Genomic DNA, 21,482 nt, shown 5'->3' on the forward strand with positions numbered 1-21,482 from the left:
TTAATAATCTTCACCTATATAAATTTTCGACATATATGTATGACTTCCTTCAGGCAAAACAAAAAAGGAGGTTAGCACCTCCTTTTTTATCCCTCTTATTCGTAACGTAATGCATCGATTGGACTAAGTTTTGAGGCTTTGTTTGCTGGTAAGATTCCAAAGATGATACCAATGAAAGCAGAGAAGCCTACGCCGATTATGACAATCATTGGACTTACCGTAGCAGTGATTGGTGCAAATTGAGATACAACAATCGTCCCTAATGTTGCAAGCCCGATTCCGATCATGCCCCCTAGTGAGGTTAATGTTGCTGATTCAATTAAAAATTGCAGTAAAATTCTTCCTCGAGTAGCTCCAAGGGCTTTTCGTAAACCAATTTCCCTCGTTCTTTCAGTTACGGAAACGAGCATGATGTTCATAACACCGATGCCACCCACTAATAATGAAATTCCTGCAATACTACCAATGACTAATGTCATGATTGTTATAACAGTATCAACTTCTTGTTCATATTCAGAAAAATCGTTTACTGTATACATCCCATCCTCGAGTTTTTTAGCCATCGTTAGGGTATCAGCTGCAGAACGCCCGATTTCTGATATTCGTTCTGGATTGTCTGCAATTATAGCTAAACGTTCAATTTCTCGATTGCCAAACATCATTGAAATGACTCCTCGTGGCATGAGCATTTCCCCTGACTCATTATACCGATACTGCTCAGGGATTGGCGACTCGTATACCCCGATTAACTTATAGGGATTACCATTCAAATCGACGATTTCACCGATAATATTTTCTTTATCTTTAAAGAATTTTCCCCTTGCGACAGTGTCGATCATCACTACACGATTTCGTCCATCGTTATCTCTCGCATTGATTGGTCGTCCCTCAACAATTTGGATGTTTCGTGCTGTAAAGAACTCAGGTCCTACTCCGGTAATTTCCATTTCTCCCTGTTGGTCATTATAAATCAACGGCCCCCAGCCTTGGTTTGTAGCGATAACTGCTTTTACACCTGGAACTTCAGAAAGGGTTTCGACGTCATCAGAAGTTAATTCAGGTTCCATCCAGAACATTTCTGAATCTTCTTCTCCTTCTTTTGGCATTGGCTGATACCAAATATCGACTGCATTTTTTTCGATACTAAATAATTCCTCTGTCATTTTCGTTTTGGCCCCTTGGCCGATTGCAACAATAATGATTACAGCCGCAACACCAATGATGATTCCCAGCATCGTCAAAATGGACCTAATCTTATGATTCCAGATTGAGGATAATGCTACTTTAAAGCTTTCTAATAGACTCATAGCCTTCTCCTTTGGTCATCCGTTATCAACCCATCCTTTAAAGTGATAACCCTATTTGCGTATGCAGCAACTTCATCCTCATGCGTAACAATGATAACAGTTCTACCTTCATTATTTAGTTGAACCATTAGCTCCATTATTTGCTCACTCGTTTTAGAATCAAGAGCCCCAGTTGGCTCATCTGCTAACACGATTGAAGGGTTATTTACAAGCGCTCTCGCAATTGCAACCCTTTGTTTTTGACCACCAGAGAGTTGATTTGGCAAGTGTTTGATTCGATCTCCAAGTCCGACCTTCTCCAACATTTGTTTGGCTCTGTCCATCCGTTCCCGCTTCGGAACTCCTGCATAAATAAGTGGAGATTCAACATTTTTTAGTGCGTTGTGACGTGGTAACAGAAAAAATTGTTGAAAAACAAAACCGATATGCTCATTACGCAATTTTGCTAACTTTCGATCCTTTACAAGACCTATTTTTTCATCGTTCAATTCAAACGTGCCCGAAGTTGGCGAATCCAGGAAACCAATAATATTCATTAAGGTAGATTTTCCTGAACCAGATGGTCCCATGATGGCAATAAATTCCCCGTCCTCAATGGTTAAATCTATCCCGTGTAAAACTGGTACTTCAAGAGCCCCGTTTCCATATACCTTTGTAATCTTACTCAACTTCATCAAAGGAGGTCACTTCCATTCCATCGTACATTCCCTCATATGGTGTTAAAACCACGAGATCATCCTTATTAACACCTTCAGTGACTTGGATAAATTCATCATTCATTGACCCCGTTTGAACTTCACGTCTTTGTAAGATACCATCTACTAATACATACACAACTGCTACTCCACCTTCATCCAAAATAGCTGTATGCGAAATTACAGGAAGAATCTCAGTTCCAGGAATTCGAACCTCTAATGAAACGTGGAACCCATGACGAAGGTCAGTTGTGTCGTCTGTAATTCCCACTTTGAAAGGATACATGGTAACATTGCCACCACCCATTCCCGAAAATTCTCCGCCAGCTCCTCCGTCATCATTTGGAAAATGAGAAACGGATTCGACAACACCCTTCCATTCTCGGTCCTTGAATACCTTAGGACGGACAATTACTTCTTGTCCCTGTTGAATTTTGACTGCATCAAATTCACTCATTGTTCCTATTACTTTATATGGTTTATTCGAAATGATATGTATGACCGGCTCTGTTGCACCCGTCTCGGTTGATGCAATATTTTTATTCACTTTTACAATGATTCCATCAATTTTACTAACAACTGTCATTTCTTTTTTCTGATTTGTAATTTCCGCGATTCGTTCATTTGCTGCTGTAATTTCTGATTTTGTATTTTCATATTGTAGCTCCATTTGAACCTTTTCACTTGTAAGTTGGTTTACGTCTTCAACTGGTGGTTCCTCTATTATTTGTTGTGGTTCTGTACCTTCTTCAGTCTTTTCAGGTGTCTCAGCAGCTTTTGTTTTTGGTTTGTTTTTTTGTGCGGCTATTTCTTTTTTTGCTACTTCAATCCGTTTATTTAGGGCCGCAATTTGATTTTGTTCTGTTTTAGCTCTTACCTGAATTAAGTCTCTTTCTCTAGTTGCTCTAGCTAATTCTGTATCTAGCTTAGAAGAATCGTAGACAAATAGCGGGTCTCCAGCTTTTACAGTTTTGTTTTCTTCTATCTTATATTCGCTAATCTCTCCATGCTCTGGATTTATGAATACTTTTTGCTCCCCTTCAGGAACGATTTCGCCTGTTACAAGAATCGTTTCTATTAATTCTTGTTCTTTCGCTTTTTGTACCGTTACATTTACTTCCTCAATTTGTTCTCCAACTGATGCCACACTCTTTTCTTTTATGAAAAAGGCAGCTACTCCACCCGCGATTACCAGGATTCCGATAATCGACAAAATCCAAATTAAAACCTTCTTTTTCTTCAACATACTTCCCCCTATAGTTTTCATTCTCATTAGATAGGTAAATATTGAATATCTCTATCACTGTATCCTTGTTTAATCTATTAGATTGCGATTTTAAAAATAATCAAATTTTACCCTAACCATTAAGACGGCGAAGATTGCTAAAAGGTTTCAATTTTTTACAAATATTTTTAAATTTTTACAAAAAAATCAACCAGAGTAAATCTGGTTGATCTTTTGGATTATTTTCTTTTGGATTATTTTTTATTTGCGCGATATAAATCACGTGTTTTATATCCTTCTGAAAGGATCATTTTCATTTCTTTACGTCGTTTTTTCTTGGTTGCTTCTTGTTTTGCACTATAAATAAACCGAGCCCAATCCTTCCGATAACCTGGAGTTAATGCCTGGTAAAAGCGAAGGATGTCTGGTGTGTCTTTGAGGTCTTCTTCAATAGCAGGAATGAAATCAATATAATCATCAACACATTGGCTTGCCTTTGTTGATTTTACGTTTTTAGTTTTTCCTGCTTCTTTTAAACCAACAACGGTAAAGACATCATCTAATCCGACCATACGTGAAAATTTAATGTCACTTTTACCGATGTAGCCATATTCGTCTGCATCAAGCCCGCTTAACAGATCATCACGATGAATAAAGGTATCATATACTTTATTCCTCTTTTTAGGATAAGCAGCAAAAAAGTAACCTTTTTTATTTAATAGATTATGATCGATAATTTTAGTAACTATTTCCTTTAATGTTTCTAAATCCATTACAAATGCAAAAATTAGATCATAGGAATGTTCCTTAGATAGAGTTGTTTCATAATCTGTTAATCCTTCAAAGTAGTTTTGACCCTCTGGTACATCTAATAGGAGTTTCTTGTTGTATTTAGTTAGGTTTAATTTTTCTACAATTGTTTTAGCCATAGCAATCACCTGTTCGTATAGTTGTTAATTTAGTTTATAGGTAAAATTTGGCGAAAGCAACCGTATGTAAAAGAAAAAAGTAGCTACAAAAAAGCTACTTTTTGTCTAAAGATTATCTAGGTTGTACACGTCTTGGCCGTTCGAAATAGCATTCATTACAAATAGCAAATGAAAAGCCAATTGGTAAGTTCTTTCCACATCGTTTACATACTCTTTTAGTCGGTTGAATGCCTGATTTCAAGTGTTCGTGTATCTTGTCACTAATTTCTTCCCTCACTCTTTCCCAATAATGAGCTTCAGTCTGTTTCCCTAATTTATAAAGGAATAACAAATGGAGGCCAACCGCTTTATAGGAGAGCTCAAGCTCCTCAAGTCCAGATTCTTTAAGGATCGGGTCTGGCAGTGGAAAACCATCGACAATCGCCTCGAGTGCTTTCTTCCATTGTGCACGCAGTGATGGTTCATTTGACGAAAATGGTAGATGCAAAAAGCCATAAAGGTCAGGTAATGATAACTTTGCTTCAATAATTGTATCCTCAACTAACTCATATAGCATCCGTTCCTCATAAAGACTTGCTTTTTTCGTTCCCTCTGGACTCTTGAATTGATCCCATAGATAGAAAAACATCCTCATTTTTCGAGAATACTTCTGAAAACGTTCAAGAACTGCTGTTGTTGGAGCGATCGCGAAGCCCTGAAGCGGGGGATCTTCTTGTTCTAATAATCGTGTCATTGTTTTGATATCACTAGTAAAAGCGACTTTTCCGATATCATAAATTCCCCGTCTTCCCGCTCGACCTGCTATCTGTTTTACTTCCTGAGAGGTTAGCAGCCTTCTTCTCGTTCCGTCGAATTTATCATTTTCCAAAAATACTATCCGTCTAATCGGCAGATTTAAACCCATACCAATTGCATCTGTAGCCACAATAACCGTTGTCTCCCCATTATTAAAGCGTTGGATTTGCTTTTTTCGAGTTTCCGGTGGCATGCTCCCGTATATCATACTCACACGACGTCCACTTCGTTGTAACTCGGAGGCTGTCTCAAGAACTCTTCTTCTTGAAAAACAAACCAAGGCATCGCCTTGTCGGGTTTGGTTCAAACGGAAAGCTTGCGGTTCTACCTCTAATGGTACATCTCGATGATATTCGTAAACTTCTACATTTGAATCACCAAGAAGCTGTAGAATCATCCATTTTGCATGAAAGCTGCAAATGATATGAACCTCCTGTGCATTTGCATTTGTTATTGCTTTATACCATGAAAAGCCCCTGTCCTTATCGGAAATCATCTGGGCTTCATCAATTACAACTACATCGTAGAAATCTTTTTCTCTTAGCATTTCAACGGTTGCTGAGAGATGGTTGGCCCCTTCTACAAGCTTTTCTTCTTCTCCTGTCTTTAAATTGCAGGGTACTCCTTCCTCATTCAATGTTTCATAAATTTCGAGTGCTAATAATCGTAATGGAGCTAAATAAACCCCACTATTTGCTTCCTTCATTCGTTGGATAGCCTGGTACGTCTTCCCGGTATTGGTTTCGCCAACATGAAGAACGTACTGAATATTTCGTCCTGGTGATAAGTTATATGCGCGTCCAAATATATCCTCGAGCATTCTTTGTTCTTCTTCTCTTTGTCGTCTTAATTCTTCTTTTTCCTTTTCGGCACGTTCTTTTCTCTCAGTAATGTCTTTTAAAAAGAGTTGTCTATGTGTGTCCAACTCAAATGGAATGTCAATAAGCTTCACAAGATCTGACACATATTCCTCTAATATATCCTCAAATAAATCATCACGAACGTCGAGAAAATACTCGTAGGCCACTTCCTGCAAAAATGCATCAGATAATGGTTCTTGAAAGCTATTTTGGCAATCGACAAATATATGTTCAGGTAAGTGCGATTTTAACCAATTTGGTCCGAAATCCATGAGTTGATGTAAAATAAGATCTTCATATTCCTCAATCAAATTTTCTTGATAAAAATAGCGGTTATGTGCAAGTTCAGTTTCTTTATAAAGATAAGAAGCAAACGTCACATCGTCTGATGATAAAATCATCCCTTTTTGATCAATCTCAATTGCTAAATGACTCCCTAATAAATATCGAATCCTTAGATAAAGTTCTTCGTAATGATCACCAAGTATTTCGTTTAGATAAAAATTTAACTTGAGAATAAATTTTCGCTTGGTTTCTCGATCCATTTGCTTCTTAATTCGAGCTTCGTAATCGTCTCTTGCGGTTTGATACTTTTTTTGCCATTCGTCAGGATGTTTTGCATAGGTCTCTTCTAACCAACCTAATAAATCATAAGGATGCACATTACGTATTTCAGTTCGAAATAATTTATTTAGCAGTTTTTTACCAACATCCTCAACTTCAAATCCATGTTCCACTAAATAGGCTTTCTTTTCAGATATAGAAGCATGAACGGCTGTATTTAACCAAGCGTTGAGCCAAATTTGTTCGATAAACTGCCCTCTTTCTCTGACATACTGTTCAAATGAGGGAATCGTTTCTTTTGGTTCCATATAATGATTAATGTCATCCATAATCATCTGTTTTGCTCTTTCGACTGCTTGATTATAGTATTGACTAAGTTGAATACTCATTGAATTGCTCCTTGTAAAGACGTATTGTTATTAGTTTACATAGGCCTGAAACAATATATGTATAGGATGATATTACCACATCTATACGGTCCGACTATTTGTTAAAATTTGAGGATAAACTGAATTTGGAGGACAACATCATGAAGAAACGATTTATCTTCCTTAGCATTTTGGTGGCTATAATCTTTGTTGGTGGTTTATTAACAGGTGTGTTGTTAACAAATCAAAATCAACATGAAACCAAAATAGGTGATGAAGTACCACAATCTTCAAAAAAACCAAATCAAAAAGAAAAACCAAAACTTGATAAAAATATGTCAAACGTTTTAGTAGGTTATATACAGGATTTTCGTGATCCCAACCAAATTGATTATACTAAACTAACCCATATTATCTTTTCCTTTGTTCATCCTACAAAGGATGGGCAATTATTGTTTACCGGTGAACATGCTGAAAAAAATCTCAAGAATATGGTTGCCAATGCCCATAAGCATGAAACTAAAGCAATGCTTGCGGTTGGAGGATGGTTCCATATGAATGGCGGAGAATCCTATGATTATTTTTCGGCAGCATTAGCGAACCCAGCTTCACAGCAAAAACTTGTGAATGAACTCATTGAAGTCGTTGAACAAGAAAATCTAGATGGTATAGATATTGATTTTGAACACCCTCGTACAGATGCAGATGCGAAACATTTACATCATTTTATAAAAACATTAGGTAATAAGCTACACGATAAGAATAAAGAGTTATCCATTGCGGTTCACTCAAAAATCCATGGCCAAACCTTAACTGAATTAGCTTACGTGAAATATGAGACAGCCATGTTTCAATATGTAGACTATGTAAATATTATGGCATATGATGGCCAATGGGACGGTGGTTATCATGCTCAGAATTTATCACCCTACCCATTTACAGAAAGCATCGTAGGTTATTGGGCAGATTTATTTGATACTCACAAGCTGCCAAAAGAAAAGCTTGTCCTTGGTGTTCCATTTTATGCGCAGCCAGCAGACCCAAACATCAAACAGGTTTCCTACGAAGCAATCGTGGAAAGTAATCCTGACAATGCAGTAAAGGATTCGGTTAATATGAATGGTACAACGTATTATTATAACGGCCAATCGATGATGACAAGAAAAACAAAGCTTGCGTTAAAACATGGTTTTGGTGGAATGATGATTTGGGAATTAGGCTTAGATTCAAAAGGGTCAAATAACCTAACGAACACACTTTATGAATCAATTGCAGAGACGACTATAGACGATTACTACACGTTAAAAAAATAAAATTGTAATGTTATTTCAATTTCCATCCATCCTAACAGATGGAGGTGAAAAAAATGGCAAATCGCAATCCAGTCGAATTTACCGGGAAGGTATTAGATAAAAGAAATACCTTAACAGGTCCAGATGACGAAGGTAAGAATGGACATCCAAAGCGGCCACAAAATGTAATGATTAAAAAAGATGAATAGTGTTGAAAACAAAAAAGTGATTCTCAATTGAATCACTTTTTTAGGATGATGTGATTTGTCCACCATTAACATGTATCGTTTGACCAGTAACAAAACGGGAATCATCAGTAGCAAGGTACACATAAGCAGGCGCAAGTTCAAATGGCTGTCCTTGGCGGTCCATTGGATTACCAGCGAGTGTGACTTGGTCTGGTGAAAAGCTTGATGGAATTAGTGGCGTCCAGACTCTACCTGGCGCTACAGCATTTACACGTATTCCTTTGGATACCAAATTATTAGCAAGGGCACGAGTAAAGCCGACTATCGCGGCTTTTGTCATGGTGTAATCAAGTAGTTGATCATGACCATAATAAGCCACTACTGATGTTGTATTGATGATGGAACTGCCGGTTTTTAAATGTTTTAATGCGGCTCTTGTTGTATAAAAATAAGAATATACATTAACCTTGAAGGTATCATCAAACTGTTCATCCGAAATATCAAGAAGACTTGACTGCTGGAATTGAATACCGACATGGTTGACCAGAATGTCAAGCTTACCGAAGGCTTGAACGGTCTTTTCTACAATATCAATACATATCTCTTTTTCACGTAGGTCACCGGGTAAAAGCAAACAGCGTTGACCCATCTCTTCTATCATTGATTTTGTACGATTCGCATCCTCATGTTCATCTAAATAAGAAATAGCAACGTCTGCTCCTTCCTTTGCAAAGGCAATTGCGCAAGCGGCTCCAATCCCGCTATCTCCACCTGTGATTAACGTAACTTTTCCTTTTAGCTTGCCACTACCTTTATAGTGGGGATTATCAACAATAGGTTTCGGTACCATTAAGCCTTCGACACCTGGTTGGCGATACTGACGCTGTTCAGGGACTGTAAGGGCTACGTCCTTATATTGGGTGACTTTTCCATAATTCGGATACATAGGATAGCTTTGAGTCTCTCCATCTATTTCTCTAGAGCAAGACATAGGTATACCTCCTAATATAAAATACAGGATGATTTAGTCTATGTAGAACTCAGTTTAGAGTGAATGCATTACTTAGCGTACGGGCTCATTATAGGGACGAATTGAATAAACTAAGTATGGTAACTTAAAAGGAGTTGGAACTATGAAATATTACTACAGTCCAGAAGTGACATTTTTGCTTATGAACGAATCGAAAGAACGTGTCGAGGTATCATATATAAACCACAGCTTTGATTTGCCACAAATTGGAACAAGACCGCCCTACTATTACAATCCACGTTATGAACATTATTTTCCTTTGATATAAAAAATTTTTATCTAGGGAATATTACTCCATAAGATTGGAGGATTTCCCTGTGATTGAGAACATTGATGAAAGATTACCCTCAAATGAAAACCCGATCCGTGAACGGGTGAGAAAAAGAAATGCAACTGATTTTAGCAGTTCATCGCTAAGACGAATCGCACTCACACAATTAGGTCGTAAACGGTAAAAACGTTAGGGTGTGCCCCTAACGTTTTTTTAGCTTATACCAGAGCAAATTGTAGTAGTTCTTCATACAGTTTTACATATTCCTTTGAAGAGGCTCCCCAACTAAAATCAAGTTTTAATGCTTTTTCAGAAAGCTCTTTCCATTTTTTTGGTTGGAATCGGTAGAACCAAATCGCACGCTCAATTGTATATAGCATGTCATGGGCATTGTAATTAGTAAAACTGAAGCCGTTTCCTTGGTCTGTAAATTCATTGTATGGTTGGACTGTATCTTTAAGCCCACCTGTTTCTCTTACAAGAGGCAATGTCCCATAGCGGAATGCTAGTAACTGACCAATCCCACAAGGCTCAAACTGTGACGGCATTAGGAACAAATCTGAACCAGCATATACTTTTCGTGAAAGTGCTTCGTCAAAAAAGATATTCGAAGAAACCTTCGTTGGATACCGATATGCCATTTCACGGAAAGTATCCTCATAATGGCGCTCACCCGTTCCAAGTAAAACAAATTGCACATTTTGGTTAAGTATTTCTTCAAACACGTGTAAAACAAGGTCAATTCCCTTTTGATCTACAAGGCGTGTAATCATGGAAATCACAGGAACCTGTTCGTTCACTGGAAGCCCAAGTTGCTCCTGTAGTGCTCGTTTATTTTTCATTTTACCTTCATATGAATCATAAAAGGTAAATAGTTCACGATCTGAAGCGGGATTATATGCTTTATGGTCAATTCCATTGACAATTCCATGCAATTCAAAATTCCGTTTTCGCAAATATCCATCTAATTGTTCTCCAAAATAAGGAGTCTGGATTTCATTTGCATAGGTAGGGCTAACGGTCGTTATCGAGTCACTGAAAGCTAATCCTGCTTTCAGATAGCTTACATTGCCGTAAAATTCCACTCCATCTATATGAAAATAGCGATCACTTACATCAAGTAATTCACTTAAAACAGATTTTGGGAATACGCCTTGATAGCGTAAATTATGAATCGTAAATACTGTTTTAATCCCCTGATAGTCTGGTTGATTCGAGTAGTGAGCTTTTAATAAAAGTGGAATCGGTCCAGCTTGCCAGTCATGACAATGAATGACATCTGGCTTTTTATCTAGAAAGGGAATAGCTTCAAGTACAGCTCTTGAAAAGAAAGCAAATCGCTCCCCATCATCATAAAAGCCGTAACTCCCATAGCGCTTAAAATAATATTCATTATCTAAAAAGTAATAGCTAATTCCGTTGTGGACTAATTTTTCAATCCCACAATATTGTCTGCGCCAACCTAATGGCACCTCGATGATTCGTTCTAAAACTAGCTGTTCCTTATATTTATCAGCTAAATCTCCATATTTAGGGAGGATAACACTTACATGTACCCCTTCCTGTTGAAGTGCATTCGGTAAAGCCCCTATTACATCCCCTAGTCCGCCTGTTTTAATAAATGGAGCACACTCTGATGCTGCGAATAATACGTTCATGATTTTCCCCCATTAGATAATATCAGCTTTTTTTATCACAGTTGGAGAAAGTTCCCCAACGATTACTTTTTCTGAAGTGATGTTTACTTGTTTATCTGTAATGACATTTTCTAGGTATGTGCCTTCGTCAATGACACTCTTCTGCATAATAATACTATTTTTAACAGTTGCCCCTTTGCGTATTTTGACCCCACGGAAAATAATACTATTCTCGACAGTTCCCTCTATATCACTACCGTTTGCAATTAACGAATTGCTTACATTAGATGTTGTCGAGTATTTGACGGGTGGCTCATGCTTGGTTTTTGTATAGATCTCCCAGTTATCGAAAAAGAATTCCTTTGTCATTTGTGGGTTTAAGAAATCCATATTCGTTTTATAATAGCTCGAAATGGAATGAATAAATGGCATATAACCTTTAAAATGATAGCTGTTTACATTAAGATGTTGTAAATTCGCTTTAACGACATCTCGAATAAAATCATATTCCCCATTTTCATAGCACTTTGTAATAAGTTCAATTAATAATTTCTTTGAAAAAACAAAAGTTTCCGTACACACAGGATCTCCCTGTTTTGGAATTGTATAGAGTTCGAGGTTTGTCACTGTGTAATCAGCATCTAGAATACATTTATGATAGATTGGTTTATCGACAGGTTCTCCATCATAATCCTTATAAACGACAGTAATATCCGCACCACTTTCTCTATGTTTTTTGATAACTTCATTAAAGTTAATTTTATAAACATGATGACCAGGAGATAAAATCACAGTGTCCTCATGGGATCGCTTGAAAAATTCAAGGTGATCATAAAATTGCTGAACATCACCTACTATACTTTTGTCTGGGTGAATTGGAGGTAAAATAAACAATCCCCCATTTCGTCGATCAAGGTCCCATTCCTTCCCGTTACCGAGATGATCCATGATTGAACGATATTTGTCCTTTGTGAATATGCCAACCTTTTTAATTTGAGCGTTAATAAAATTGGACATTGTAAAATCGATTAATCGATATCTTCCACCGAATGGTACTGCTGCAAAACAACGATGTTGTGTTAATTCTTTTAAATATTGTTTATCATTTACTAAATTTATTACGCCAATTACTCGTTCCAATCCCAATCGCTCCTTGTGTGATATTTACTTAATTACGGTTAAGGGTCTTACAGTGTTTTCATCTCCAATTAATGTTATGGCAGCGTCTGGGGCATCAGACCCAATATGCGCTCCATCTGGAATACATAAATCACTCGCGATTATTGCTTTATGAATCGTTACATTCCTACCGATTTGCACATTCGGCATAATCACAGAGTCTTTAATGACTGAATTCTCTCCAACCTGTACATTGTATGAGAGCACCGAGTGGTCAATCGTTCCTTCGACGGTACATCCTTCATTTATCAATGATTGAGATACATCTGCAGTTGCTGATATAAGTTGTGGTGGATGAGTTGCAATCCCGGTAAAAAATGGCCAGCTTGGATCATGTAAATCAAAGCCTGGAGCATCATCTAACAAGTCCATATGAGCTTCCCAAAGGCTTTCGATGGTCCCAACATCCTTCCAATAGCTATCAAACTGGTAGGCATACAACTGATTATCATCAGCAAGTAATTTTGGGATAATGTCCTTCCCAAAATCATTTGAAGAATGAATATTTCTTTCATCTTCGACTAAATACTGTTTTAATAGTTTCCATTTGAATAAGTAAATTCCCATTGATGCAAGATTGCTCTTTGGATTCGCTGGTTTCTCATCAAATTCAACAATTCTCTTTTCGTCATTCGTATTCATGATTCCAAAGCGACTTGCTTCTGCCCAAGGCACTTCGATAACCGCAATGGTTGCAGCAGCATCTTTTTCAAGATGAAAGCTAAGCATCTTACTATAGTCCATCTTGTAAATATGATCGCCAGATAAAATGAGTACATATTCTGGATCGTATTGCTCGATATAATGGATATTTTGGTAGACTGCATTGGCAGTTCCTTTGTACCAATCTCCGCCATGTTTTCCAAGATATGGCGGAAGGACTGTTACTCCCCCATTGTTCCGATCTAAATCCCAAGGACGTCCATTACTAACATAATTATTGAGTACATGTGGTCGGTATTGGGTAATGACGCCAACTGTATCAATACCTGAATGAGTACAATTACTTAAAGGAAAATCAATAATTCTGTATTTCCCACCAAACGGAACAGCGGGTTTGGCTAGAGTCGTTGTTAATTCCCCCAATCTTGACCCTTGACCACCTGCTAATACAACTGCAATCCACTTCTTTGACCTCATTTTTTGACGACACCTCTTTTTCTCTTTTTTGTCTCTTTTCTGAAGATACTAATTGCTAAAGGTGGAACTTTAATTGTTATGCTGTATGGTTGATTATGAGCTGGCGTCTTATCAACTGATAAAGATTCTGCATTAATCTGACCAGAGCCTCCAAATTCCACTGAATCACTATTAAATAATTCTATATAACTCCCAGTTGATGGGACGCCAATACGATAATTTTCATAGACCTCTGTAGAGAAGTTACAAACGATGATTGAATAATCACCCTTGCGCTTTCCATGTCTCATGAAGGTAATCACAGATTGGTCGTTATTATCCGGGTCAATCCATTCAAACCCTTCTTGTTCATGATCCAGTCTCCAAAGGCTAGAATTCATGCGATAAAAATGCTGAAGCTCTTTAAAATAGGACTGAAGCTTAGTATGAGAATCATAGTTTAGAAGCATCCAATCTAGTTCCTCAAGCTCCTTCCACTCAGAGAATTGACCAAACTCTCCTCCCATAAAAAGAAGTTTCTTTCCAGGGTGGGTCATTAAGTACCCATATAATAAACGTAAATTTGCAAACTTCTGCCAGTAGTCACCTGGCATCTTATCTAAAAGGGATTTTTTCCCGTGAACAACATCGTCATGTGAAAAAGGTAAAACAAAATTTTCCGAAAACGCATAGAAGAAAGAAAAAGTTAATAAATTATGATGATAACGTCTGTCGGAAGGGTGCAGACGCATGTATTTAAGGACGTCATTTACCCAGCCCATATTCCATTTATAATTAAAGCCTAATCCACCATCAGAAGTTGGTGCAGTTACAAGAGGATAATCGGTTGCTTCCTCTGCAATCATTAGCACGCCTGGATATCGTTTAAAGATGGCTTCATTGGCTTTTTTAATAAATTCAATTGCCTCCAAATTTTCTTCGCCACCAAATTGATTAAATAGCTTTTCTTGTTGTGGGTTGTCGTGGTTAAGGAAAATTAATGAAGATACGGCGTCAATACGAAAGCCATCAATATGGTACATATCCATCCAAAAAGCGAGATTTGATAATAAGAAACTATGAATCTCCATTTTTGTAAAATCAAAGCTATACGTACCCCATAATGGTCGGTCTGCTCTTTTTGAATCGGATGACTCAAAAAGAGGAGTCCCATCAAATTTTCCTAATCCGTGTTCATCACGGCAGAAATGTACAGGAACCCAATCGAGTATGACACCAATGCCTTTTTGATGACATTGATCTACAAAATACATAAAGTCTTCAGGACTTCCATGCCTACTTGTTACCGAATAAAACCCTGTTATCTGGTAGCCCCACGATAAGTCAAATGGATGCTCCATAATGGGCATTAATTCAATATGTGTAAACCCATGTTCAACAACATAGTCAATCACATCGTCAGCAAGCTCCCGATATGTATAAAAGCTGCCATCCTCTTTCTTTTTCCAAGAACCTGTATGTAATTCATAAATAAGCATTGGATTATTATACGAATCAGCTTTTTCGCGATTCCTCAACCATTTCTTATCATTCCACTCATACTGGTCAAGTCTTGTTACAACAGATGCGGTGTTTGGTCTTACTTCAGAAGAGAATGCAAAAGGGTCCGCTTTTAGCTTTTTTTCTCCATTAGCAGTGATGATTTCGTACTTATAAATGTCACCTACTCGTAATCCTGGAATAAATCCAATCCATACCCCTGAATTCGGAATCATTTCAAGGGCATGTTCACTGCCCTCCCATTTGTTGAAATCCCCAACAACTGATACGGATTTTGCATGAGGTGCCCATACAGAAAAGCGTACTCCATCTTCTCCTTTATAGGACATGACGTGTGCTCCAAGCATGTTATAGGCTTCTAATAAAGTTCCTTCGTGAAATAAATAAAGATCGAAGTCACTTGGAAAAAGTTCAACCTCTTTTTCAGCGATTGATTTCACCTTGATATCCTCCTTTTGATATATGTATAGAGAACGCGTGTAATACCAAAAACTTATGTCATTTGTATGAAAATAAATAAAAAATAATAAAACCATAGTATAAAACTGAATAAACGCAATTTTGGTATTATTTTTTCACTTTATTATATTAATTCGTTTTAAGGTTGAAATATTCCTTTAGCGAATAATGTTTTTTATTGTCGGATTAGGTAGAATTTGAAGAAAATTATTATTTTCGTGAAGATAAAAAATCAACAAGTTGTTGAAACCGTTTACAATAGGTAAGGGTTTTTTGATAAATTTTTACATTTTTAAGTGAAATTTTGATATTGCAAAATAATGTAAAAGCATATCTGATTATCAGGGTTTTTATTTTTCCGAAATAGTGTTAACTTGTAGTTCAAACGGGGTAGACAAATATATCATCATTAAAAAAAGCTGCAAACGCAGCTTTCTAAGAAATCATTTGTTGAGACATATCTTCTATTTTTGTGAGGAAAATATAGGACATCGCAACTGACCATGCTAATGGAGTGTTTCCATTCGGTCTATTCGTTCCTCCTACATAGAGTTCAGGAACCTCCCAATTATCAGGAACAACTCTCTTTGTTTTAGCTATATATTCACTTGCTTTATGAAATTGCCCTAATTCAAGGTAGCAAAGTCCCAACCATGGGAATCCAAAGCACCATTCAGCTTCTTTACCTTCATTATAATACTGATCGTTTTCATATCGAATGACACCATAATTACGCTCTAATTTTGAGGAAACGGTTTCAACAATCTTAATGGCAGTATCACGGTCAACCACACGATATGGGAATACGAGGCTAAGCAACGCTAAATCAGTATCTTTTGTTTCGCTTTCACGAGGTAATAAATTCCGTAGAGCTTCCTCTCCTTTCTTAATCAGATCATCGTTTACGTTTACAAGAATCTTTACGGCATTAAGTCCAGCTACACAGGCACCAATGCTTGAGGCGTGGACTTCCATGTTTTCTTCCCACATGCCATTATCCTTTGCTTGCCAATATTGCAAGCATTCTAGATAATCAACAAGCTTTTGTATGATTTCTATATCCTTTTTATCTCGGATTACTTTTTGTCCTAGACGGTATCCTTCTCCAACACCCCATAGAAAGGCGCCGATTGCATCATTTTGGGCATGCCCCCATTCAACAGGCATTTCTTTTAAGTCGGTTGAATAGCGTGAATGGATATATTCAAATAAATAAATTGGTTTCTTTTTCCGATGGATATCAATTTTCCACTCGTAGCTTTTAAACATATCTAATAAAGCATGATAGGCTTTTGCATATCTTTCAGATGGTTCATTGATAAACGGTAGAACTGTATATACTATGTCTCGAATCCACACATAGCTGTAATCATTCGATAAGCTTGCTGTATAAGCCCCATTTGATAATCGCATACGGTCAAGAACCTGAATTGCTTTATTGGTATACATATCGTATCACCCCATTAGCTTATTTAATATACATTCATTCTTGACATAAATCATATTTATAAAACACATCAAAATCATTTTAGGGTCTTTTTACAAATTAATATTTAATATTAATTTATATTCTATAATATGTAAGCACAACCAAAATGATAACAATTGTCTACTTTTTGTGTGAAACGCCTACATTTTAGTGCATGTCATTCCCGATTTTTCTTGTTTCACAGTAATGTTCCACGAAAATCAAATGTACAATAAGCAAAACATCCACTAACTACTGCTACTTCCTCTCGCAAATGTCGTTGTTAACACTTCCTCCGGCAAGCACAATTCGAGACTGCTAGTAGGTTCATCTTTGACCTTCTGGACGAATCGGCTTGTGACTGGGGCTTGGCGCTTGTGCTGTACAAATAGGAAAAAGACCAAATCTAATTTAGGTGATTTGGTCTTTTCATGATGATCTATTTATTTGTTAAAAATGGTTGCAATAATCTCATCTGTTGTCATGTTACTGTTTATTTCATGTGAGCCAAGCTTGAGGTATTTTGCTACTCCCTTTTTCTCAACAAGATTTGCAAAATCCCACGCATCTCCACTTATGATTTTAGCTGAAATAAGTGCTTTTCCAACCTCATAGCTTGTCATACCTTCGGAAACAGTAATAACTGTTTTGCGAACAACTGGCTCAGCGGGCTTTTCTTTCTTCTCTTCTTTCACTTCTTCTTTGGCTTTATCTTTCGGTTGTTCCTTCGGTTGTTCTTCGACTTTTTCTGTGTTTTTCGCTCCAGCAATAGCATTGTTCCATTCATCTTCTGTATGGACTACATAGCCTTCTGCAGCAAGTTGACTTTTTAGCTCTTCAACAGTTGGTTTTTCCTCTGAGCCTGAACTAGTTGCTTGTTGTGGTCCGTAAAAATATACCACCGCACAAACCGCTGAAGCGAGTAAAAGCCCAGAAGCAAAGCTAGTTAATGTTTTAGCGGTCATTTGCTGCTTTTCTCCCTTCTTTTTGTTTTGTAAAAGGAGACAGCATACCTTGTACTTCAATTTCACTTAAATTCTTTTCAGTTGCAATACTTGATACTGAATATCCTCTTTTATATAAATCGAGTACATCACGAAGTAATTCGTGTTGTTCAATATCTGTTGTATCAAGTCCTGCTTGGTTTTTAAGAATTTCATTATCTAATTCGAGATTTCTTATTTGCTGCTGTAGCTTATTAATTTCTTCCATAAAACTAATTGAATATAATTCAAGCTCACGCTGTTCTGCCTTTTTTGCCTTTTTCGTAAGTGCATAAGATAAAATGAGCAACACCGCTGCTACACCGAATAATATGACTAACGCCCACTCCATCATTGGACATCATCCTTTCAAAGCTTTTTGTCTTACAACAGTCAATTATACAACGAAATAAGACAAATTTCGATTAGTTTCGATAAAATCCTTCCATAGTCAGTGGGAATGGAAGATTTTAACGAGGGAAAAGCAAGGTTTCCCTCCTTTGGACCTATGTACAATGAGGATTGGAAATTGCTTGGTTTAAGATATATCCATTAATTACAAACCGCAAAAACAAATAGATGCCCCGATCTATCGAACAAGGCATCTTAATAACAGATTATTCTTTTATAAATTCTTTTGTACTTCTTACGGTATCAATAGGTCGGACATAGCTTTCAATAGCCTCACGCTTTGACTCGAGAAATGGAGGTAATGAAAGCTTCTCTCCGAGTGTTTCATAAGGTTCATCGCCCATAAACCCTGGGCCATCTGTCGCAAACTCAAATAGTATTCCAGGAGCTACTCTAGAATAAAGAGAGCCGAAGAAGAAGCGATCAACAAAGCCTGAAGTCTGGAATCCGAAGGCGCGAAGATGTTTGTCCCATGCTTCAAGTACTGACTTATCTTCTACACGAAAAGCAGCATGATGGACTGTTCCAAAACCTTGTTGTCCTGAGGGTAGAATTGTGTTATTTTCAACGATAACCTGTGCCCCATTTCCACCTTCCCCTACTTCAAATAAGTGGAAAGAGTCCTCTTGAGCAATTTCTTTAAATTGTAATACTTTTTCAAGCATTTCCTTAAAGAAATCAAAATGTGCAGTTCGTACAAATAACGGTCCCAAACCAGTGATTGCAAATTCTAATGGAATAGGTCCTTTTTGCCATGGAGTTCCTGCAGGTACACCTTTATTGTTTTCATCGGAAACTAATTGATAGTGTTGGTCATCAAAGTCAACAAAGGATAAGGTTTTCACTCCGAATTGCTCTTTTACACCGAAATGTTTAATATTTAATCGATTAAAACGTTTTTCCCAATATTCAATTGCAGCGTCTGTTGGAACACGGAAAGATGTTTTTGAGATTTCATTTGTGCCGTGGACCCCTTTTGGAATCCCTGGAAAATCGAAAAAGGTCATATCTGTTCCTGGGCTGCCTGTATCATCGGCAAAAAATAAATGATATGTCTGAATATCATCTTGGTTTACTGTTTTTTTGACTAATCTCATACCTAAAACATAAGTGAAGAATTCATAGTTTTTCTCCGCACTACTTGTAATAGCAGTGACGTGGTGTATTCCCTTTATAGTGTTCATACTATATGCCCCCAAAAGTCTGTCTTAATACTAGTTTCTCCAATGCGAAGTAAACTAATATAATGAAAAAATATCTTAAGTTGATATATCTTAAATTCAAGATAATTATATAATGTAATTTAGCATGTGTCAATAAAGCATAGCCAATTTCTTTGTAAGACATAAAAGTCCCCACCATTTTGTGGGGACTTTTGTGTCACATTATTCTCCAATAATAACGCGGAGGACATTAGGGCGGTCTTTAAATGTTTTTGTACCAGCTCCGTAGCCAATCGTTGTTACCTTCATAGAAGGAAAGCTACAGAATTCTTCAGTCAGGACGGATACAATTCCTGCTCCTGTAGGAGTTGTAAGTTCAAAACGAATATCGCTTTGTTCAATTGGAACTCCTTTTAGAATTTCAAGTGTAGCTGGCGCAGGGACTGGGTAGATACCATGGTCAATATTGATTTTACCTGTTCCCACTGGTACGGATGATGATTTAATAGTTGACACTTCAAGTTGGTGCAATAAGATTGCTGCCCCCACTATGTCAATAATGGAGTCAACAGCACCTACTTCATGAAAATGGACTTTGTCCAAAGGAAGTCCATGAATAAGCCCTTCTGCTTCACCGATTTTTCTGAATATTTTAAGTGATGTTTCCTTTACTTCTGGTGCAAGTTCTGATTGTTCTATCATCTTCACAATATCCTTGTAGGAACGATGTGAATGGTGATGATGATCATGGCTATGCCCATGTTCATGATGATGGTCGTGACTGTGATGATGATGATCATGTTCATGGTGATGGTCGTGATTATGCTCGTGTTCGTGATGGTGATCATGGTTGTGACTATGATTATGATCGTGTTCATGATGATGTTCATGACTGTGATGATTGTGATCATGTTCATGGTGATGGTCATATGTATGTTCATGGTCGTGTTGATGACCATGCGTGTGATTACTGTCATCGTTTTTTAAGATGACATCAAATTTTGTTGAAGTAATCCCATTTTTTACGACTTTCTTCCATTCTAATTCGTATTCATCTTCAAATTGAAGTTTCTTTAATTCCTGAACTAGTATTTGTGGGTCTGCTCCTGCATCGAGTAATGCACCAATAACCATATCCCCACTAATCCCAGAAAAACAGTCAAAATATAGTGTTTTCATCTACTTTAAGTTCTCCTTCTGAGCAAGTTGGTCTATTAATACTGCACTGTAGGCTCCGCCGAAACCGTTGTCGATGTTTACAACACTTATTCCTGATGCACAGGAATTAAGCATCGTTAGCAAAGCTGACAGCCCTTGAAAATTAGCTCCATATCCAATGCTTGTTGGGACAGCAATAATTGGATGGGATACCAGCCCTCCAACTACACTAGGCAATGCACCTTCCATTCCAGCGACAACAACGGAAACATTTGCGTTTCTAATTTCATCAATGTTATCGAATAATCTATGGATCCCTGCTACCCCCACATCGTAAAAACGTCGAACAGTACTACCTAATACTTCAGCGGTAATAGCAGCCTCTTCAGCAACTCTTAAATCAGATGTTCCAGCACAAACAATAGCAACATAGCCATTTCTTTTTTTGTTATCCTGCGTAGTGTCGGTCCAGTATAGAATTTGAGCTGTTTCATTGTATACAAACTCAGGATTGGATTGTAAAATAAAGTTTGCCTTGTCCTGTGAAATTCTTGTAACAAGGACATTGTCTCCACGTCCCTTAATCACATTGACTATGGTTTGAATTTGTTCCTTTGTCTTGCCTTCACCAAAAACAATTTCAGGGAAACCCTGCCTGTTCTTTCTGTGGTGATCGATTTTTGCAAAACCTAAATTCTCATATGTTGCAAGTTGCTGTTTCGCATCATCAATACTTAAAGTTCCCTGTTTCACTTGCTTTAAAATTTCTTCTACCATGTTGTTTCACACACCTTAATCGATTTGAAGATCGATTCTAGAATCTATGTATAGCCTAAAGCGCCAGTAACAATCTGACGCTT

At 37.3% G+C, this 21,482-nt stretch carries 20 protein-coding genes; 4 read left to right on the plus strand and 16 right to left on the minus strand.

Annotation, left to right across the window (positions count from 1 at the left end):
* Window positions 1-95: 95 nt before the first annotated feature.
* The 5 genes from ACR65M_RS07250 to ACR65M_RS07270 all read right to left on the minus strand — a co-directional run bounded on the left by ACR65M_RS07250 (window position 96) and on the right by ACR65M_RS07270 (window position 6,764).
* The gene (locus ACR65M_RS07250) at window positions 96-1,307 is read right to left on the minus strand and encodes an ABC transporter permease (protein WP_121448552.1); all 1,212 of its coding nucleotides are present in this window, start codon (window positions 1,305-1,307) and stop codon (window positions 96-98) included.
* Complete coding sequence (locus ACR65M_RS07255) at window positions 1,304-1,984, minus strand: ATP-binding cassette domain-containing protein (protein ID WP_121448553.1); 681 nt, start codon at window positions 1,982-1,984, stop codon at window positions 1,304-1,306. Before ACR65M_RS07255 ends, ACR65M_RS07250 begins: the two co-directional genes overlap by 4 nt.
* On the minus strand, window positions 1,968-3,245 hold the full coding sequence (locus ACR65M_RS07260; RefSeq protein WP_440272965.1) for an efflux RND transporter periplasmic adaptor subunit: 1,278 nt from the start codon (window positions 3,243-3,245) through the stop codon (window positions 1,968-1,970). Before ACR65M_RS07260 ends, ACR65M_RS07255 begins: the two co-directional genes overlap by 17 nt.
* A gap of 236 nt (window positions 3,246-3,481) precedes the next feature.
* Window positions 3,482-4,156, minus strand: a complete 675-nt coding sequence (locus tag ACR65M_RS07265) for a YdeI/OmpD-associated family protein (protein ID WP_440272966.1) — start codon at window positions 4,154-4,156, stop codon at window positions 3,482-3,484.
* A 112-nt stretch (window positions 4,157-4,268) separates the two neighbouring features.
* On the minus strand, window positions 4,269-6,764 hold the full coding sequence (locus ACR65M_RS07270; RefSeq protein ID WP_440272967.1) for a DEAD/DEAH box helicase: 2,496 nt from the start codon (window positions 6,762-6,764) through the stop codon (window positions 4,269-4,271).
* 140 nt (window positions 6,765-6,904) lie between these two features.
* Here ACR65M_RS07270 and ACR65M_RS07275 point away from each other — a divergent pair, with 140 nt between their 5' ends.
* Complete coding sequence (locus ACR65M_RS07275) at window positions 6,905-8,056, plus strand: glycosyl hydrolase family 18 protein (protein WP_440272968.1); 1,152 nt, start codon at window positions 6,905-6,907, stop codon at window positions 8,054-8,056.
* A 53-nt stretch (window positions 8,057-8,109) separates the two neighbouring features.
* Entirely contained in the window at window positions 8,110-8,244 is a 135-nt protein-coding gene (locus ACR65M_RS07280; RefSeq protein ID WP_281254541.1) for a hypothetical protein, read from the plus strand.
* 40 nt (window positions 8,245-8,284) lie between these two features.
* Here the strand turns inward: ACR65M_RS07280 and ACR65M_RS07285 are convergent, their stop codons facing one another.
* Complete coding sequence (locus tag ACR65M_RS07285) at window positions 8,285-9,214, minus strand: SDR family oxidoreductase (RefSeq protein ID WP_121448557.1); 930 nt, start codon at window positions 9,212-9,214, stop codon at window positions 8,285-8,287.
* A gap of 142 nt (window positions 9,215-9,356) precedes the next feature.
* Between ACR65M_RS07285 and ACR65M_RS07290 the strand changes: the two genes are divergently transcribed.
* Both ACR65M_RS07290 and ACR65M_RS07295 read left to right on the plus strand, forming a co-directional pair.
* On the plus strand, window positions 9,357-9,521 hold the full coding sequence (locus ACR65M_RS07290; RefSeq protein WP_165918252.1) for a hypothetical protein: 165 nt from the start codon (window positions 9,357-9,359) through the stop codon (window positions 9,519-9,521).
* 49 nt (window positions 9,522-9,570) lie between these two features.
* The gene (locus tag ACR65M_RS07295; protein ID WP_440272969.1) at window positions 9,571-9,708 is read left to right on the plus strand and encodes a hypothetical protein; all 138 of its coding nucleotides are present in this window, start codon (window positions 9,571-9,573) and stop codon (window positions 9,706-9,708) included.
* Window positions 9,709-9,742: 34 nt separating this feature from the next.
* Here the strand turns inward: ACR65M_RS07295 and glgA are convergent, their stop codons facing one another.
* The 10 genes from glgA to larB form a co-directional block, all read right to left on the minus strand.
* Window positions 9,743-11,182 (minus strand): glycogen synthase GlgA, encoded by a 1,440-nt coding sequence (gene glgA, locus ACR65M_RS07300; RefSeq protein ID WP_440272970.1) that lies wholly within the window; start codon window positions 11,180-11,182, stop codon window positions 9,743-9,745.
* A 12-nt stretch (window positions 11,183-11,194) separates the two neighbouring features.
* On the minus strand, window positions 11,195-12,301 hold the full coding sequence (glgD, locus tag ACR65M_RS07305) for a glucose-1-phosphate adenylyltransferase subunit GlgD (RefSeq protein WP_440272971.1): 1,107 nt from the start codon (window positions 12,299-12,301) through the stop codon (window positions 11,195-11,197).
* A 24-nt stretch (window positions 12,302-12,325) separates the two neighbouring features.
* Window positions 12,326-13,480: a glucose-1-phosphate adenylyltransferase gene (locus ACR65M_RS07310; protein WP_440272972.1), complete on the minus strand. Its 1,155-nt coding sequence runs from the start codon at window positions 13,478-13,480 to the stop codon at window positions 12,326-12,328.
* A complete protein-coding gene (gene glgB, locus ACR65M_RS07315; protein WP_440272973.1) occupies window positions 13,477-15,420 on the minus strand; it encodes a 1,4-alpha-glucan branching protein GlgB in 1,944 nt (647 codons plus the stop codon). The genes ACR65M_RS07310 and glgB overlap by 4 nt, the downstream gene beginning before the upstream one ends.
* A gap of 454 nt (window positions 15,421-15,874) precedes the next feature.
* Window positions 15,875-16,888, minus strand: coding sequence for a glycoside hydrolase family 15 protein (locus ACR65M_RS07320; protein ID WP_341331765.1), 1,014 nt, complete (start codon window positions 16,886-16,888; stop codon window positions 15,875-15,877).
* Between the two features lie 462 nt (window positions 16,889-17,350).
* On the minus strand, window positions 17,351-17,872 hold the full coding sequence (locus tag ACR65M_RS07325) for a hypothetical protein (protein WP_440272974.1): 522 nt from the start codon (window positions 17,870-17,872) through the stop codon (window positions 17,351-17,353).
* On the minus strand, window positions 17,862-18,245 hold the full coding sequence (locus tag ACR65M_RS07330; protein ID WP_341331763.1) for a hypothetical protein: 384 nt from the start codon (window positions 18,243-18,245) through the stop codon (window positions 17,862-17,864). The genes ACR65M_RS07325 and ACR65M_RS07330 overlap by 11 nt, the downstream gene beginning before the upstream one ends.
* Before the next feature lie 262 nt (window positions 18,246-18,507).
* Window positions 18,508-19,485, minus strand: coding sequence for a ring-cleaving dioxygenase (locus ACR65M_RS07335; RefSeq protein WP_440272975.1), 978 nt, complete (start codon window positions 19,483-19,485; stop codon window positions 18,508-18,510).
* 201 nt (window positions 19,486-19,686) lie between these two features.
* Window positions 19,687-20,643 (minus strand): nickel pincer cofactor biosynthesis protein LarC, encoded by a 957-nt coding sequence (gene larC / locus ACR65M_RS07340; RefSeq protein WP_440272976.1) that lies wholly within the window; start codon window positions 20,641-20,643, stop codon window positions 19,687-19,689.
* A complete protein-coding gene (gene larB, locus ACR65M_RS07345) occupies window positions 20,644-21,399 on the minus strand; it encodes a nickel pincer cofactor biosynthesis protein LarB (protein ID WP_341331760.1) in 756 nt (251 codons plus the stop codon).
* Window positions 21,400-21,482: the final 83 nt, after the last annotated feature.

The sequence above is a fragment of the Ferdinandcohnia sp. SAFN-114 genome, assembly GCF_059415045.1.